Source organism: Dulcicalothrix desertica PCC 7102 (assembly GCF_003991905.1).
In the GTDB taxonomy this organism is placed as follows: domain Bacteria; phylum Cyanobacteriota; class Cyanobacteriia; order Cyanobacteriales; family Nostocaceae; genus Dulcicalothrix; species Dulcicalothrix desertica.
This window is the reverse complement of the sequence record NZ_RSCL01000001.1, coordinates 677,074-694,763: the sequence shown is the minus strand read 5'-3', so window position 1 is coordinate 694,763 and position 17,690 is coordinate 677,074. Positions and strand designations below refer to the sequence as shown.

The window sequence follows — 17,690 nt, the reverse complement described above, 5'->3', positions numbered from 1 at the left end:
GCGCCTCTCTTCTCTGTGTCCTAATAGTCTAGTGTTGAAAGCACAGGCAGGATGCCTGTGCCACAAGATTATACAGAACTGAGTTGTTTTTCTTGCTCTTGAGAAGCTTCAGGACTATCAGCTTCAGAAGGAGGAACCAACTGCCAGAACTTAGGTAAATATTGTTGCCAGTTGTCCAAAATCATTTGCGCTAATGGTGAATTAGTGCGCTGTGCATGTGCAGCAATTAAATCACGTAATTGTTGTTCACCTGCACTTGATGTAACTCGCTGAATTTTGACGATTTCTTTATTAACTAATTCAGGGAAATTTCCAGATTCGTCCAAGAAATATCCGAAACCGCCAGTCATACCTGCCGCGACGTTACGTCCAACTTTACCCAGCACAACTACAACACCACCAGTCATATACTCACAGCAGTGATCCCCGGCGCCTTCAATAACTGCTGTAGCTCTAGAGTTACGAACAGCAAAGCGTTCACCAGCTAAACCGTTAGCATACAAAAACCCACCAGTGGCGCCGTACAAACAGGTATTGCCAATAATCACGTTTTGTGATGGGTCATAATTAGCATTACTCATGGGTTTAATAATTATTTCCCCACCGTTCATGCCTTTACCAACGTAATCGTTAGCTTCTCCTTCTAAAGTCAGAATCATACCAGGAAGGTTAAAAGCACCAAAGCTTTGACCAACGCTTCCATTTAAATTGAGGTTAATTTGACCTTCAAAACCATTATCGCCGTACTGTGATGCAATTCTTCCTGCTAAACGGGCGCCAACTGTTCGGTCGGTATTGACAATATTTATGGTTTTAGTAACGGCAGATTGATTCTTAATTGCAGCTTGAATTTCAGCATCGGCAATTAATTCATCATCTACGACTGTACCGTTACTATGAACTTCTTCATGTTGCAACCAATCACGGTTTGTACGTGCGTCAGGTAAATTTGTTAAGCAGTCGAGGTTGAGCGCTTGTGTTTTGGTTAAATGCGCTTCGGTACGTGTTGTTAACAAGTCCGCACGTCCAACTACTTCTAATAGCGAACGATATCCCAAACGTGCTAACAAACTACGAACTTCTTCAGCGATAAAGTAGAAGAAATTTACAACATGCTCAGGCATTCCATTAAACCGCTTCCGCAGTTCTTCTTTTTGCGAAGCGACGCCAACGGGACAGTTGTTAGTATGGCAAATTCGAGCCATTATACAACCTTCGGCAATCATCGCAATAGAGCCAAATCCAAATTCTTCGGCGCCCATCAAAGCACCCATTAGTACATCCCAACCGCTCTTTAAACCACCATCAACACGCAAAATAACCCGGTCGCGCAATTGATTTTGCATTAATACACGGTGAACTTCGCTTAAACCGAGTTCCCACGGTGAACCAGCGTGCTTAATCGAACTTAATGGTGAGGCGCCTGTACCTCCATCATGTCCAGAAATTTGGATAATATCAGCATTTGCTTTTGCCACACCCGCAGCAATAGTTCCAATACCAATTTCGGCGACTAATTTAACAGAGACTTGTGCTTTGGGGTTAATTTGGTGCAAGTCAAAAATTAACTGCGCCAAATCTTCGATGGAATAAATATCGTGATGCGGTGGTGGAGAAATTAAAGTTACACCCGGTTTCGAGCGTCGCAACATCGCAATGTATTGGCTAACTTTGGGGCCAGGTAATTGTCCACCTTCACCTGGCTTGGCGCCTTGAGCTATTTTAATTTCGATTTGCTTGGCACTCATTAAGTACTCAGGTGTTACCCCAAATCTTCCTGATGCGACTTGTTTAATCGAACTAGTTGCTCTATCTCCATTACGTAAACCTTTGAGGTGAGGTAAAGTTGGCGATAACCCCTTGGAATCAACGTCATCTAATACTTTATAACGTACTGGGTCTTCTCCACCTTCACCCGAATTAGACTTACCACCAATACGGTTCATGGCAATAGCGAGTGTTTCGTGCGCTTCTCTAGATAAGGCGCCTAGCGACATTCCACCCGTACAGAAGCGTTTGACGATATCGCTAACAGATTCAACTTCTTCAATAGGTATGGGCTGTCTATCACTTTGGAAGTCTAACAAATCGCGCAATGCTGCAATTGGTCGGTTTTGCAGGTGCTTTTGGTAAACTTCGTAGTGGTCATATTGTTTGCCATCGACTGCTTTGTGCAGCGCTTTCGCAAGTTCTGGGCTGTTCATGTGGTACTCACCACCTGGACGATATTGAACGAAGCCCAAATTTTCGAGTTTCTTGACGCTAAGTTCAGGAAAGGCTTTGGAGTGGAATGATAATACTTCTTGAGCGAGTTCTTTTAAACTCAGTCCACCAATACGTGAAGTTGTGCCTCGGAAACCTAACTCTAACAAATCTGCACCAATACCAATTGCCTCAAAGATTTGTGCAGCTTGGTAACTTGAAAGCAACGAAATTCCCATTTTCGAGAGAATTTTGAGTAATCCAGCTTCAATCGCTTTACAGAAATTACTTTGTGCTTTCTCTAAAGTCATTGCGGCAATTTTACCGCGCTGCATAAATTGTTGAGTTTTAGGGTCTGCCCACCAATCTTGAACTGTCTGCAATGCCATATAAGGACAAACCGCATCGACTCCGTAGCCAATTAGACAAGCAAAGTGGTGTGTACTCCAACACTGAGCAGTATTTACTACTAATGATGCTTTTGTCCGTAATCCTTGACTAATTAAGTAGTGATGAACGGCGCCTACCGCTAATAATGGCGGTATATAAGTATGACTTGTACCAATAGCGACGTTATTTTGCTCTCGGTCACTGAGTATTACGATTTCGGCGCCACTCAATACAGCTTTTGCGGCTTTGATTTGTAAATCATGAACTGCTGCTTTTAAACCATCTGGGCCAGATGCAATTTCAAACAGCGTTGATAACTCAACAGTTTTGAACGAAGAATGCTTAATAACTTCTAACTCAGCATTTTTGAGAATAGGTGAGTCTAACTTTAAGCGACGCGCATATTCGGGTTTTGGGTCTAGCAAATTACCACGCGCACCTAATTCGACTTTTAGCGACATTACCAAACTTTCGCGCAAAGGATCAATAGGCGGGTTAGTTACCTGCGCGAACCGCTGCTTGAAGTAATCATATAAAAGGTGTGGTTTAGAAGAAAGAATAGCTAAGGGAATATCATCACCCATACAGAAAGTAGCTTCTTTTCCTTCCTGTGCCATTGGCTGGATAACCATTTCTACATCTTCGGTAGTATAGCCAAAAGCTATTTGCTGTCTTAATAAGCTTTCACGGTCTATACTTTGTTCAGTAACACTCGTGCTGCCCTTACCATTCCCGTTGCCGTTGCCGTTACTCGAATAGGCGCCTTTTAAAGACTTCAAATCTTGACGGTGATTATTTAACCACTCTCCATAAGGGTTACGAAGAGCAATGCGCTGTTTAATTTCCCAATTTTTGAGTATTTCATTCGTTTCGAGGTCAACGGCAATCATTTGACCTGGACCCAAACGACCTTTTTCGATGATACTTTCTTCTGGGAAGTTTACTACACCAGCTTCGGAAGCAACAACAATATAGTCATCTTTTGTAATGCAGTAACGCGCAGGTCTTAAACCGTTACGGTCGAGAGTGGCACCAACTTTACGTCCATCACCAAATACTAGCAGCGCTGGACCATCCCAAGCTTCCTGCATTCCACTGTAATATTCGTAAAAATCAACTATTTCTGGATAGTCATTTAAAGAAGGTTGATTATTATACGCCTCTGGAACCATTATCATCAACGCTTCCAACGGGCTGCGTCCTGAACGCACCAACACTTCTAAGACATTATCTAAAGTCGCAGAGTCGCTATTATCAACTTGAACAAACGGTTTGAGTTCATCGAAACGCGAACCCCAAACAGGATGACTCAAACTTTGTTCCCGTGCCATCATCCAGTTGATATTGCCTAACAAAGTATTGATTTCACCGTTATGCCCCAATAAACGCATTGGCTGCGCTAAAGGCCATTTTGGCATGGTGTTGGTACTAAAGCGACGGTGATATACTGCGAAAGAACTTTTGTAAGCTCTTTGTTTCAAATCGGTATAGAATTCGCCCAAAACCGCCGAACGTACCATCCCTTTGTACACGATAGTACGACTTGACAACGAAGCAATATAAAAGTCTTCTGATGATAGACTTTGTACAACTTTGTTTTGTACAGCTTTGTTTTGTACAGCTTTAAAAATGCGGCGCCGAGCAATATAAAGCTGTTGCTCTAATTCGTTACCGTCAAATTCTGAAGTTAATACAACTTGCTCGATACGAGGAAGATTCTCGCGTGCTTGTATGCCAAGTAAGTCTGGTTGTACTGGCACTTCTCGCCAGCCCAGTACAGTTAGTTTTTCTTCTAATGCAATTTTTTCAAAAATTTCACGTGAAGCTTTAGCCGTTTCAGTTTCTTGTGGTAAGAAAACCATTCCAACGGCACATTTTTTAGTATCTTCCAAATTAAACGAATGGAACAATTCCCAAGGGATAGCGGTCAAAAGACCTGCGCCATCACCAGAGTCAGAGTCTGCGCTGCATCCACCACGGTGTTCTAAACAGGTTAAAGCTTGCAGAGCTTTTTCCACTAATTCGTGACTTGAAAAATTTTGACGTTGGGCAATAAAACCCACGCCACAAGCATCACGTTCTTCTACCAACCACCTTTGTCCCTCGTATGTACACCTCGACGGAGTTTCTGAATTACCCGAAAAAGCCGAATTTGCCATACTGCCAGATTGATTAATTGCATCGTTGCTCATAGACTGTCCCTGATACAGGTTTTTGTTATTTTTTACGCCCTTTACTTTACGAATCTTCCTAAATCAGAACTTCTGAGAAATACAGAATCACTTCAGATTTAGAAAAAAAAATTCTAACTTCGGGTTTAATATTATTTTTCACCCGTGTTAAAATTATACGCATTATTTTTTTTACATCATACTTAGTTAGACAAGCTACTTGTTTGCCTGATAGTAGTTTTTTGCTTATGGCAGTAAAGTAAATGTGTTTTCTAATCGTTTGTTTTCAATGAATCAACAGAGTATAGTGTTTGACTTTACTGTGCAGAACTCATATTTTATACTTTACTGGTTGTAAAACGGAAAAAGTCTTATATATGGACAAAATTTAGCGTATTACAATACATACCCATTTGACAATTACTCACTATATCTTTCATTACTCCAACGAATTCATTACTGATGTGTGATTGATACTACCAACACTACCTAAAATAGCACAGGCGCCTATCACTCTCGATAGAACCATCAGAGCAATTGATAGTCAAGATTTTCATCTTGCTGCTTTACAAAGGCTTCGATACGCGCTTCGCTTTACCTGTACTGGTAGTAAAATTACTGGTTTGGCTTATAGAGATAAAAGCCCATATTAACATTATCACGTTATTGGAAAAAATAATGTCAAAATTTTTTGACAAACAACGAAAATTTGCAACATAGTTCGTCTCAACCGAATTAATAAATATCAAGTAGTAAAAGATAATGTTTAATCAGAAAAATTACTTAGCTAAAAAGGATTATTCGGTGGTAATAAAAGCTTCAAATAAAGCTATTATCAACCTTTTTTGGGGTTCGATGTTAGTAATACTTCCAAGTGTCCTATGTTTAATAACAAACAGTAGCGGCACCTTAGCACAGTCACAAATAACATTACCGTCCCCGACACCTGTACCAACACCCGTACCACCCAACCCGATACCAGTAATACCAGTAAAAGGCGCGACATCATACGGCAATCAAATATCTCTCAACGGTCGAATTGTATCAGGCATCTGGTTTACCAAGGCAGCAAGTAAAAGTCAATTTACCACGCATATCGCGGATGGAACATTACGTCAACTAATTGGCGTAGACTTGTTAGACACAAATAGCCCAAGCAAGCAACCTATAGGATGGTTTTCATCTTACGCCAAACCACAAATTCTCAACGCCAAGCTAATAGGAAATTATCGTTACTTAGATGTTACACGATTAGCCTCTACATCAAAATGGCTTCTTAATACCCAAGGTAACATACTAACTATTGTTACCCCTGGCGCCAAAGTAACAGATATTCGTGAAACTCTACTAGCCTTTCCACAACCCCCAACTAACCCACAACCAAATATACCAATAAGCGGCAAAGCACTTACTATTAACCTTGACCGTCCAACACCTTGGGTTTTAAGACAAGAACCACCACAAAAGCGCGTCGTAGACCCTGATGCAGTTAACCCTCAACCAACAGCACCCCCAGGTCGCGAGTGGACAATTATTTTAGATGGTGTTGCAGACCCTGCTTTAGTTCAACGCTATACACCAGTACCAGTTTCTATTCCAGCACCCGTACCAAACCCAGCAATACAATTTCTTAAACAGTTACCATTACCAAAACCTGTTCCTGCACCACCAACATTACCACCTGTACCAGAACCGACAATCAAACAAGTTGAGGTAATTAATAATCAAACTTTAATTCGTATAAACGTTCCCTTTGGTTTTGCACCTCGTATTCAACCGAATGCAGCTAATAGCTTGACTGTTGAAATTCGTCCTGACGCATTAGTGCCTCGTAGCATAGCATGGGCGCCAGGGTTAATATGGAGGCAGCAGTGGGTAAACTTGGGGCAAGATAGATTTCCAATAGTTTCTCTAGAAATAAATCCTCGCAATGTTGAGATTAGACCAATAGTTACCAACCCGAATACACTCATAGGTACGGCGCCTTTGATTCAAACTGCCCAAAATTATTTAGCTGTAGCTGGAATCAATGGTGGTTATTTTAACCGTAATAATCGATACCCCCTTGGTGCAATTCGCAGCAATGGACAATGGCTATCGAGTCCCATATTAAATAGAGGCGCCATTGCTTGGAATAATTATGGTCAATTTTACGTAGGTAGACTTACCTTAGAAGAAATATTAACTACTAGTACTAATCAACGTTTGCCAGTACTTTTTGTGAATAGTGGTTATGTACAAGCAGGAATAGCACGTTACACTCCGGCTTGGGGTTCTACGTATACTCCGATAATAGATAACGAAATAATTATCGTTGTTCAAAAAAATCAAATTACCAATCAATATTTGGCGCCAAAAGCTGGTGAAACACCTGTTCTAATACCTGCTGATGGTTATTTGCTGACTTTACGTGGAAATGCATCGAGTAATCTTAGCTTTTTACCAGTAGGCGCCACATTAAATATTACTAGTTCAACAATACCACCCGAATTTAATCGTTTTCCCAATATTATCGGCGCCGGACCATTGCTCGTACAAAATCGTCAAGTAGTTCTCGATGCATTAGCTGAGAAATTTAGCAATGCGTTTATTGCGGAGAAAGCAGTTCGCAGTGGAATTTGTACTACAGCAACCGGAAGAGTAATGATAACTTCAACTAGTAACCGTGCTTTGGGTGCAGGTCCAACATTAGCCGAACACGCTCAACTAATGCAGCTTTTGGGATGCGTAAACGCCTTAAATTTAGATGGAGGTAGCTCCACAAATATTTACCTGGGAGGCCAAATTATCGACCGTCCCCCCAATACTGCCGCGCGCGTCCACAACGGGATAGGCATTTTTTATAAGTGATGAGTGGAAAGTGCTGAGTGCTGAGTATAGTTAGGAGGCGCAAAGTTATGAGTTAGTGGTTCATGTCATTAATTTTGGTGAGTTGGCTGGCAACGGATGTAACGGATGTAACGGATGAGTTATTGGTATAAAATAAAGTCTAATTATTTAAAATCAATTATCCGTTACATCCGTTCATCATCCGTTGCTAATCTTTCTACTCCCCAAATTTTATGACATGGAGTATTAGCATTTAAAACTTCTTCCTACTCAGCACGACTCACGACTCACGACTCACGACTCACTTCTTAGAAACTTCATAAAGAATTAGTGTAGATACCGTAAAAATATAACGGATTGAATACACCGTCTGCTGAGGTTTTGCTATCTTTACCAAGGGGGCTGAATTGCTGAATTCTACGGTTGCGATATTGCACCGTATTTCTACATCAATAGGTTAGGAAGTAAAAATTTTGTCTATGTCTCCTAAAAAAGAGGTTTTTATGGCTACTGAAGCAACACAAGTCAATACTCTACCCTTACCTCCAGCAGTTAACTCGCGAGGTGTGGCAGCTACAGAGTTACGTCCTTGGGGTTCGTTCACAATTTTAGAAGAAGGTCGCGGTTACAAAATCAAGCGGATTGAAGTCAAACCTGGTCACCGTCTCAGCTTGCAAATGCACCACCACCGTAGCGAACACTGGATTGTTGTTTCAGGTACCGCTAGAGTTGTTTGTGGAACAGAAGAAATTTTACTTAGCAATAACCAATCTACCTATGTTCCTCAATGTACTGCACACCGTTTAGAAAATCCTGGGGTTATACCTTTGGTGCTAATTGAAGTGCAAAATGGAGAATATTTAGGCGAAGACGATATTATTCGCTATCAAGACGACTACTCACGCACCGAAAAGCCCAGCCACCAGTAGTAATAAAAACTTCAGTTTTTAAATTAAATTCTCCCTCGAACCCATCTAGAATTAAAGATGGGTTTTTGAGTTTAGTTTTTGAGTTGAAAGGTATGATTCACTTAAGTCCAGCAGCTATATCTGAAGTTAAACGATTAAAGTCGAACTTTCTTCGAGGCGCCTTTCCTTCATTTGATATTACATCAAAACTAGAACCGCTTTGGTTTCGAGTCGCCGTTAAAGCTGGTGGTTGTTCGGGATTATTTTATGATATGTCGTTCGAGCTAGATATAAACCACAACGATACAACTTTCGAGGTTAGTGGAATTCAAGTTGCTATTGATAGGCAAAGCGAAACTTATATTAATGGGTTAACGCTTGATTACTCAGAAGACTTAATGGGTGGCGGTTTTCGCTTCCATAACCCCCAAGCAACATCAAGCTGTAGCTGCGGTAACTCTTTTGTGGTTTCCTGATTTCCACCAAAAATAATTGACAGAAATAATAATAAAAAGATATAATCAGGATTTGTTAAAACGCACAAGACCACACGCAGCTTTACACGCTCATCCTTAATGCCAACAATACAGCAGCTTATAAGAAACGAACGCGAACTCGCGCGTCAGAAAACAAAGTCACCTGCCCTAAAACAATGCCCGCAACGTCGGGGAGTTTGTACTAGGGTATTTACGACTACCCCGAAAAAACCTAATTCGGCGCTTCGTAAAGTGGCGCGGGTACGTTTAACTTCTGGTTTTGAGGTTACAGCGTACATCCCAGGAATTGGGCACAACTTACAAGAACACTCAGTTGTCATGATTCGTGGTGGTCGGGTTAAAGACTTACCAGGTGTGAGATATCACATCATTCGCGGCACATTAGATACAGCAGGAGTCAAAGACCGTAAGCAAGGTCGCTCCAAGTACGGAACTAAGCGTCCAAAAGCCGCTGCTGCTAAGTAATTAAGGTAAGCAATGCGTTTTCAAGCTATTCATTAAGCTTGAAATTTAAATTGCTGAATTTATCCTTTTGGGAAATCGAACGCTCGCATTGCTTAAATGAACCTTATAGAATGCCTTTTCTTTTACCCAGCAGTCTGAGCGGGCAGGTTAATAAATTTGACTTTTGCCTCTCAGATTTGCTACTTGGGGTTTGTTTTATCGTTATTTGTCAAATTGCTTTATTGTTTGTTAAATTAGTAAAGCAAAAGCAGTCCTGGGCACAGTTTGACTGACCGAGGTGGTTTGATACAGGCATCACACAGTTTAATTTCTCCATAAATTGTATTATAATGTCGCTTTGTCTGTCTTTCAGGAAAGATAGTTTAAAATCAGCGTCGCTGCGTATATGTAGTGAGAACTGAGAATTTAAAGCGCTAATAGTGAAATTTTCACGCTATTTTCGTAGCTATGAATTGTATTCGTGTTGAAGGTTTTATTTAAGGGTAAAGTCAATGTCTCGTCGTGGTGTTATTCAAAGGCGCCCTGTTCCGCCTGATTCTGTATTTAATAGTCGGTTAGTTAGTATGATTATTCGCCGGATTATGCGTCACGGCAAAAAATCACTAGCAGCACGCATTGTTTATGATGCAATGAAAACGATTGGCGACCGCACAGGCGCCGACCCTCTTGAAGTATTTGAGAAAGCAGTACGCAACGCAACACCACTTGTTGAAGTAAAAGCGCGTCGTGTCGGTGGTGCAACTTATCAAGTACCAATGGAAGTTCGTAATGAACGCGGTACAACCCTAGCATTACGCTGGTTAGTACAATATTCTAGAGCGCGTCCCGGTCGAACAATGGCTGCTAGATTGGCTAACGAATTAATGGATGCTGCAAACGAAACAGGAAGCGCAATCAAAAAGCGTGAAGAAACTCATCGTATGGCAGACGCTAACAAAGCTTTCGCGCACTATCGTTATTAATTAGACGTTTAAATCCTTAATGATTTTGGATTTTAGATTTGGGATTTTAGATTGTAATCTAATGATTTAATCCAAAATCCAGAATCTAAAATACTTCAAAAGTGGCGGTTTTCCGTAAGGTATATAAACTTAACAAAGTGTAATATACAAGATATATGAGGCGAAAACTCTAGGAGGCTCCTGTGGCACGTACTATCCCGCTAGAAAAGGTACGCAATATAGGGATTGCGGCGCATATAGACGCGGGCAAAACAACAACAACAGAGAGAATATTATTTTACTCTGGGATTATTCATAAAATTGGTGAGGTTCACGAAGGTACTGCCGTCACCGACTGGATGGAACAGGAACGGGAACGCGGTATTACGATTACAGCCGCAGCAATTAGTACAAGTTGGAAAGATCATCAAATTAATATTATTGACACTCCGGGTCACGTAGACTTTACTATTGAAGTTGAGCGTTCGATGCGGGTACTTGATGGTGTAATTACGGTTTTGTGTTCAGTTGGTGGTGTTCAACCACAAACGGAAACCGTATGGCGCCAAGCTGACCGCTACAAAGTACCTCGGATTGTATTTATCAATAAAATGGATCGCACAGGCGCCAATTTTTATCGTGTTTACGAGCAAGTGCGCGACCGTTTACGTGCGAATGCTGTTCCCATTCAGTTACCAATAGGAGCTGAAAGCGAATTTTTGGGCATAGTCGATTTGGTTAAGATGCGTTCTTACATCTATACCAACGATAAAGGTACTGATATTAAAGAAGAAGATATTCCCGCAGAGATGGAGGAATTAGCTGCTGAATATCGAACAAAATTGATTGAAGCAGTTTCTGAGACCAGCGACCAATTAATGGCGAAGTACTTCGATGGTGAAGAACTAACCGAAGAAGAAATTACTACAGCTTTGCGAAAAGGCACTGTGGCTGGTACGATAATACCGATGTTATGTGGTTCTGCTTTCAAAAACAAAGGTGTACAGTTACTGCTTGATGCAGTTGTAGATTATTTGCCATCACCGGAAGAAGTTCCAGCTATTCAAGGAACACTTCCTTCAGGTGAAGCCGTTGAACGGCATGCGGATGACTCAGAGCCGTTGTCAGCTCTTGCGTTTAAAATTATGGCTGACCCATATGGGCGCCTAACCTTTGTGCGTGTTTATTCAGGAATCTTGAAAAAAGGTAGTTATGTATTAAATGCTACTAAAAACAAGAAAGAAAGAATATCGCGATTAGTGATATTAAAGGCAGACGAGCGGCAAGACGTAGACGAATTGCGGGCGGGCGATTTAGGAGCAGCTTTAGGATTAAAAGATACATTAACTGGCGATACAATAACGGATGAGAATTCACCAGTAATATTAGAATCTTTATATATTCCAGAGCCTGTGATCTCGGTTGCGGTAGAACCCAAGACCAAGAACGATATGGATAAGCTATCAAAAGCTTTGCAGTCGCTATCAGAAGAAGACCCAACTTTTAGGGTTAGTGTTGACCAAGAAACCAACCAAACCGTAATTGCTGGGATGGGTGAATTACACCTAGAAATTCTGGTTGACCGGATGCTACGCGAATTTAAAGTGGAAGCAAACGTCGGGGCGCCGCAAGTAGCTTATCGCGAAACAATTCGTAAGCCTGTAAATAGAGTCGAAGGAAAATTTATTCGTCAGAGCGGTGGTAAAGGTCAGTACGGTCACGTAGTTATTAACCTTGAACCAGGTGAGCCTGGAAGTGGATTTGAATTTGTCTCTAAAATAGTCGGTGGTACTGTACCGAAAGAGTACATAGGCCCTGCTGAAGCTGGAATGAAGGAAAGTACTGAGTCTGGTATATTAGCTGGGTACCCGCTAATTGATGTTAAAGCAACATTGATTGATGGGTCGTACCATGATGTAGACTCTTCAGAAATGGCTTTCAAAATCGCCGGAAGTATGGCGATGAAGGAAGCTGTAATGAAAGCTTCGCCTGTACTGTTAGAACCGTTGATGAAAGTTGAAGTCGAAGTTCCCGAAAACTTCCTTGGTGATGTAATGGGAGACCTAAACTCTCGTCGCGGGCAAATCGAAGGTATGGGGTCAGAAGCTGGTCTTGCGAAAGTAACTGCTAAGGTTCCCTTGGCAGAAATGTTTGGCTATGCTACTGACATTCGCTCGAAGACCCAAGGACGTGGTATCTTCTCGATGGAATTTAGCCATTACGAAGAAGTGCCTCGCAACGTTGCTGAGGCAATTATCGCAAAAGCAAAGGGAACGCATAACTAGAAAAGGAAACGAGTATTCATGGCACGCGCAAAGTTTGAACGGAATAAACCACACGTCAATATCGGTACCATTGGTCACGTTGACCACGGTAAAACCACATTAACAGCAGCCATTACCATGACCCTTGCGGCTTCTGGTAATGCTGTAGCTAAAGCATACGACCAAATCGATGCTGCTCCTGAAGAAAGAGCGCGTGGTATTACAATTAACACCGCTCACGTAGAATACGAAACAGCACAACGTCACTACGCTCACGTGGACTGTCCAGGTCACGCTGACTATGTGAAAAACATGATTACTGGTGCTGCTCAAATGGATGGCGCCATCTTAGTAGTATCAGCAGCAGACGGTCCAATGCCCCAAACTCGCGAACATATTTTGTTAGCGAAGCAGGTGGGTGTACCAAGCTTGGTTGTCTTCATGAACAAAGAAGACATGGTAGACGACGAAGAACTACTTGAACTCGTAGAATTAGAAGTTCGTGAACTTCTTTCTAGCTACGACTTCCCAGGTGATGACATTCCCATCGTAAAGGGTTCCGGTCTACAAGCACTTGAAAAAATGACCTCGGCGCCAAAAACACAGCGTGGAGAAGACAAGTGGGTAGATAAAATCTACGAACTTATGGATGCTGTAGATTCCTACATTCCAACTCCCGAACGTGATATTGACAAGCCTTTCTTGATGGCGGTAGAAGACGTATTTTCAATCTCAGGTCGTGGTACAGTAGCTACCGGACGTATTGAGCGTGGAAAAGTAAAAGTAGGCGACAACGTAGAGTTAGTAGGTATTAAAAATACTCGCGCCACCACAGTAACTGGTATCGAGATGTTCAAGAAGAGTCTCGAAGAAGGTATGGCTGGAGACAACGCAGGTCTACTGCTACGTGGTTTAAAGAAAGAAGATATTGAGCGCGGAATGGTATTGGCAAAGCCAGGTTCCATTACACCTCATACTGACTTTGAAGGTGAAGTTTACGTATTAACCGAAAAAGAAGGCGGTCGTAAAACACCTTTCTTCGCAGGATATCGTCCTCAGTTTTACGTGCGTACAACTGACGTAACAGGCACCATCGAAGCATTTACCTCAGATGACGGTAGTGCAGCAGAAATGGTAATGCCTGGAGACCGTATCAAAATGACAGTGAAGCTAATCAGCCCAATCGCAATTGAGCAAGGAATGCGCTTCGCAATTCGTGAAGGTGGTCGTACCATCGGTGCAGGTGTTGTTTCCAAAATTGTTAAATAATACCTTGCGCTTTTAATTAAAATTCGAGCGGAGATGATATAATACGTCTCTGCTCTTTTTATGCCCACAAAATAAATTTTAGATTTTGAATTTTTGATTTAAAATTCAATCCAAAATCCAAAATCCAAAGTCCAAAATAAACCGAACCAGGAAAACCGAAAATGGCAACGCTACAACAGCAAAAAATCAGAATTCGCTTGCAAGCTTTTGATCGTCGCTTACTTGATACCTCTTGCGAGAAGATAGTAGATACAGCAAACCGCACTAACGCTACAGCAATTGGCCCAATTCCTTTGCCAACCAAACGTAAAATTTACTGTGTGTTGCGCTCACCTCACGTTGACAAAGACTCTCGTGAACACTTTGAAACCCGGACTCATCGCCGAATTATCGATATTTATCAACCTTCGTCTAAAACAATCGACGCGCTGATGAAGTTAGACTTGCCATCCGGTGTTGATATTGAAGTTAAATTGTAATATCTAAGTATAAAATTTGGTGTAATTCTTTACTAGCCCTTGAGGAATATTTCTCAGGGGCTTTTTACTTGCCACAAAACAAGGTGATAATATTTAAGAAAGAATACGGGAAAAGCGAAAGTTTTAACAGTTAAAGAGTAAATTTATACCAAAAAACAATGTCATCTTCATCTAAAATTGCGGTTCGTGAACTGCCTTTGTTCCCGTTACCAGAAGTAGTCTTGTTCCCCACCAGACCCCTACCACTACACATTTTTGAGTATCGCTACCGAATCATGATGAACACGATTTTGGAAGGCGATCGTCGGTTTGGCGTATTGATGGTAGACCCAAATCAAGGCAAAATTGCCAGTGTTGGCTGTTGTGCAGAAATAATTCACTATCAGCGTTTGCCTGATGACCGAATGAAAATGATAACTTTAGGGCAGCAGCGCTTTCGAGTTCTTGAATATGTTCGCGAAAAACCTTATCGAGTTGGTTTGGTCGAATGGGTTCAAGACGAGGCGCCTTCCAAAGATTTGCAGCCTATAGCCACAGATGTCGAACATCTTTTACGCGATGTCGTCCGTTTATCTGCAAAATTAACCGACCAAAACATTGAACTTCCCGAAGATTTGCCCGACTTACCCGTCGAGTTATCCTACTGGGTAGCGCATAATCTCCACGGGGTTCCACACGAGCAGCAGTCACTTCTAGAAATGCTAGATACAGCCGCACGTTTAGAACGGGAAGCTGAAATTTTGACGACAACTAGAAATCATTTAGCTGCCCGCACTGTTCTCAAAGACACATTCAACCAAAAGCTGTAACTAGAATTGGCAATTGACTTGCTACATCTCCCTAGTAGACAAAACATTATAACTGCCAAAAATCTTTAGAACTTCGGTATAAGTTGATAGCTCTTTAAGTGCAGCTTGCATCCGCTCATCTTGAATGTCAGCTTCCAAGTCAATAAAGAATAGATATTCGCCTAATGAGCGCTTGGTAGGACGTGACTCAACACGACTCAAGTTTATATTTAGTTGAGCAAATATTTGTAGAGCTTTAACCAACGCTCCAGGTATATTTGCTCTTAAGCTAAACGCCAAAGATGTATGTCGCTTATTCGTAATACGTTTTAAATCTTGAAAAGAATCTTGATTCAAATCTTGATTTAAGTTTTGATTACTACCAAGACTTACAACCCAAAAGCGAGTGCAGTTATCAGGGTGGTCATTTATACCAGCAGCTAATATTGGTAGATTATATAACTGCGCCGCACGCTGTGAAGAAATTGTTGCGGCGCCTTCTTCAGTTTCGAGTTTTTCTAATGTTTCGGTAGTTGAATTAGTAGCAATTAACTGTACATCAGGAAGAAAACGCTCTAACCATGCTTGGCATTGTGCTAAAGCTTGTGGGTGCGAATAGACAGTTTTAATACTGTCTAAACTCGAAGCACAAGATATTAGCACATGAACAATAGGCATAACCAAAGCTAACTCGATGTGTAAGCTATCAAGTTGCCACATCGCATCCATTGTCATTGTGACGCTGCCTTCAATCGAATTTTCGGCAGGTACAACAGCTAACATCGCACTTTCTTGGGCAACGGCTTTTAAAGATTGTGCAATGCTAGGGTGAGGACATAAAACTGGTTGTTTTGACTGCGTTTTAGCTAGCCAATTCACATAAAAAAGCGCAGCTTGTTCACTATAGTTTCCTGGAGGTCCTAAATGCGCTATCGATAAATTCATATTTAACTACCTATACTGCAAACTTAATTTACACTCATTCGACTAAAATGTCTGATAAACTACAATATATTCTAAGAAACCTGGTTTCTACCCAAAATCATTATTTTCATTACAAGTTAGCCATAAAGAAACCAGGTTGCTAGGTTTTTAAATTTATATACCCCGAAGTCGATGAATATTCAAGCAGATTGTTTTTTAATGTAAAGAATATTTGCGTTTGCACAAGCGCCAAATTGTGTCAGTAAAAAATATTATAATTATCAAATAAGGTATAAAAAAGCTCATGGCTACTAAGTTTACTGCCTCTCAATCAGTTGAAATCGGTGTTCCAGAGCAGCCTGTACCCATTCAGCATTACCTACGTCAACCTCGACGCTTAGTTAATGCCTTGGTAGACCCAACCCGCATTCAACAAATTTCAGAAGAAGTATTTCGCTTAAGAATGCGTCCTTTAACTTTTATGTCACTTAGTGTTCAACCTACCGTAGACATGAGAGTATGGGCTGAATCAAATGGTACTATTAGGGTTCAATCTGTCGCTTGTGAAATTCTTGGTTTTGAGTATATTAACCAGCGTTTTTCACTCTCATTGCAAGGATTTTTAGTGCCAGAACAAATCAAAGAAAGTACTCGACTGATAGGACGAGCCGATTTGCAGGTAGAAGTAGACTTTCCACCCCCATTTTGCTTTACTCCTAAACCTATTTTAGAGACAACAGGTAATAGTTTATTAAAAAGCGTGTTACTAACCGTTAAACAAAGATTGCTACATCAGCTACTCGCTGATTACTCTAATTGGCTAAAATTACCAGAACAAAACCTTTCAATTTTACCCAATGAATTACCAATATTAAATATCGAATAATTTTAATTGTAATTGCAATTGGCAAGGTGAGAAAGATTTGCGGTGCAAACGCGAGGCGCCATATTCTTGTAACGCGAGTAAATGGCGCCGACTACCATAACCTTTATTATGTATTAAGTCATACATTGGGTATTTAGTAGCTAGTCGCAATATTAAATCATCGCGCCATACTTTTGCAACGATGCTGGCAGCAGCAATAGCGATAGATGTAGAATCACCTTTAATAATAGTTTGTTGTGGCATAGGTAATCCGGGTACCATTTGATTACCATCAATCAAACACATATCCGGCTGGACTGAAAGTTTAAGTACAGCCCGCTTCATGGCAAGTAAAGATGCCTGTAATATATTTACTTGGTCAATTTGAGCACTTGTTGCGTAACCAATTTTCCAATCGGTACAAACAGCACAAATTTGCTCTGCTAGCAGCTTTCTTTTACTAAGCGATAATTTTTTACTGTCATTGATTTGATTCGTAACTAATTGTGGCAAAGCACTGTTTGGTAGTATAACTGCTGCCGCCACGACTGGGCCAAATAAGGCGCCTCGACCAACTTCATCAACACCTGCTCTTTGAATTTCGCTTTCAGGCATAGATAATTCTAGCCAGCTAATACCATTGGGTGATGAATTTGTTGTGTCGAGTCGCGTTGCCATAAATATTTCGCCAAATTAAT

Annotated in this window: 14 protein-coding genes; 11 read left to right on the top strand and 3 right to left on the bottom strand. The window is 41.2% G+C overall.

The genetic code is table 11. The features are described 5' to 3' along the window. Window positions 1-68 precede the first annotated feature (68 nt). Complete coding sequence (locus DSM106972_RS03115; RefSeq protein ID WP_411675272.1) at window positions 69-4,751, bottom strand: glutamate synthase-related protein; 4,683 nt, start codon at window positions 4,749-4,751, stop codon at window positions 69-71. A 482-nt stretch (window positions 4,752-5,233) separates the two neighbouring features. Here DSM106972_RS03115 and DSM106972_RS03110 point away from each other — a divergent pair, with 482 nt between their 5' ends. From DSM106972_RS03110 to DSM106972_RS03065, 10 genes are all read left to right on the top strand, one after another. Continuing rightward, entirely contained in the window at window positions 5,234-5,416 is a 183-nt protein-coding gene (locus DSM106972_RS03110; RefSeq protein ID WP_127078705.1) for a hypothetical protein, read from the top strand. Window positions 5,417-5,525: 109 nt separating this feature from the next. Beyond that, window positions 5,526-7,613, top strand: a complete 2,088-nt coding sequence (locus DSM106972_RS03105; protein WP_127078703.1) for a phosphodiester glycosidase family protein — start codon at window positions 5,526-5,528, stop codon at window positions 7,611-7,613. 482 nt (window positions 7,614-8,095) lie between these two features. Beyond that, window positions 8,096-8,521 carry a phosphomannose isomerase type II C-terminal cupin domain gene (locus tag DSM106972_RS03100; protein ID WP_127078701.1) on the top strand — a complete coding sequence of 142 codons (426 nt, stop codon included), beginning with the start codon at window positions 8,096-8,098 and terminating at the stop codon, window positions 8,519-8,521. A gap of 92 nt (window positions 8,522-8,613) precedes the next feature. Continuing rightward, the gene (locus DSM106972_RS03095; RefSeq protein ID WP_127078699.1) at window positions 8,614-8,976 is read left to right on the top strand and encodes a HesB/IscA family protein; all 363 of its coding nucleotides are present in this window, start codon (window positions 8,614-8,616) and stop codon (window positions 8,974-8,976) included. Between the two features lie 99 nt (window positions 8,977-9,075). Continuing rightward, window positions 9,076-9,462: a 30S ribosomal protein S12 gene (gene rpsL / locus DSM106972_RS03090; RefSeq protein ID WP_127078697.1), complete on the top strand. Its 387-nt coding sequence runs from the start codon at window positions 9,076-9,078 to the stop codon at window positions 9,460-9,462. Between the two features lie 491 nt (window positions 9,463-9,953). Next, entirely contained in the window at window positions 9,954-10,424 is a 471-nt protein-coding gene (rpsG, locus tag DSM106972_RS03085; protein WP_019493947.1) for a 30S ribosomal protein S7, read from the top strand. Window positions 10,425-10,606: 182 nt separating this feature from the next. Then, window positions 10,607-12,688 (top strand): elongation factor G, encoded by a 2,082-nt coding sequence (fusA, locus tag DSM106972_RS03080; RefSeq protein WP_127078695.1) that lies wholly within the window; start codon window positions 10,607-10,609, stop codon window positions 12,686-12,688. Between the two features lie 18 nt (window positions 12,689-12,706). Continuing rightward, a complete protein-coding gene (tuf, locus tag DSM106972_RS03075; RefSeq protein WP_127078693.1) occupies window positions 12,707-13,936 on the top strand; it encodes an elongation factor Tu in 1,230 nt (409 codons plus the stop codon). A gap of 161 nt (window positions 13,937-14,097) precedes the next feature. Continuing rightward, the gene (gene rpsJ / locus DSM106972_RS03070; protein ID WP_010998474.1) at window positions 14,098-14,415 is read left to right on the top strand and encodes a 30S ribosomal protein S10; all 318 of its coding nucleotides are present in this window, start codon (window positions 14,098-14,100) and stop codon (window positions 14,413-14,415) included. Between the two features lie 158 nt (window positions 14,416-14,573). Continuing rightward, complete coding sequence (locus DSM106972_RS03065) at window positions 14,574-15,224, top strand: LON peptidase substrate-binding domain-containing protein (protein ID WP_127078691.1); 651 nt, start codon at window positions 14,574-14,576, stop codon at window positions 15,222-15,224. A gap of 21 nt (window positions 15,225-15,245) precedes the next feature. On the opposite strand, the gene pheA is transcribed toward DSM106972_RS03065, so the two are convergent. Continuing rightward, window positions 15,246-16,148, bottom strand: a complete 903-nt coding sequence (gene pheA, locus DSM106972_RS03060) for a prephenate dehydratase (protein WP_127078689.1) — start codon at window positions 16,146-16,148, stop codon at window positions 15,246-15,248. 283 nt (window positions 16,149-16,431) lie between these two features. Here pheA and DSM106972_RS03055 point away from each other — a divergent pair, with 283 nt between their 5' ends. After that, window positions 16,432-17,013 carry a DUF1997 domain-containing protein gene (locus DSM106972_RS03055; protein ID WP_127078687.1) on the top strand — a complete coding sequence of 194 codons (582 nt, stop codon included), beginning with the start codon at window positions 16,432-16,434 and terminating at the stop codon, window positions 17,011-17,013. Here DSM106972_RS03055 and DSM106972_RS03050 read toward each other — a convergent pair. Further along, the gene (locus DSM106972_RS03050) at window positions 16,999-17,670 is read right to left on the bottom strand and encodes a ribonuclease HII (protein WP_127078685.1); all 672 of its coding nucleotides are present in this window, start codon (window positions 17,668-17,670) and stop codon (window positions 16,999-17,001) included. The two genes, DSM106972_RS03055 and DSM106972_RS03050, sit on opposite strands and share 15 nt — an antisense overlap. Window positions 17,671-17,690 lie beyond the last annotated feature (20 nt).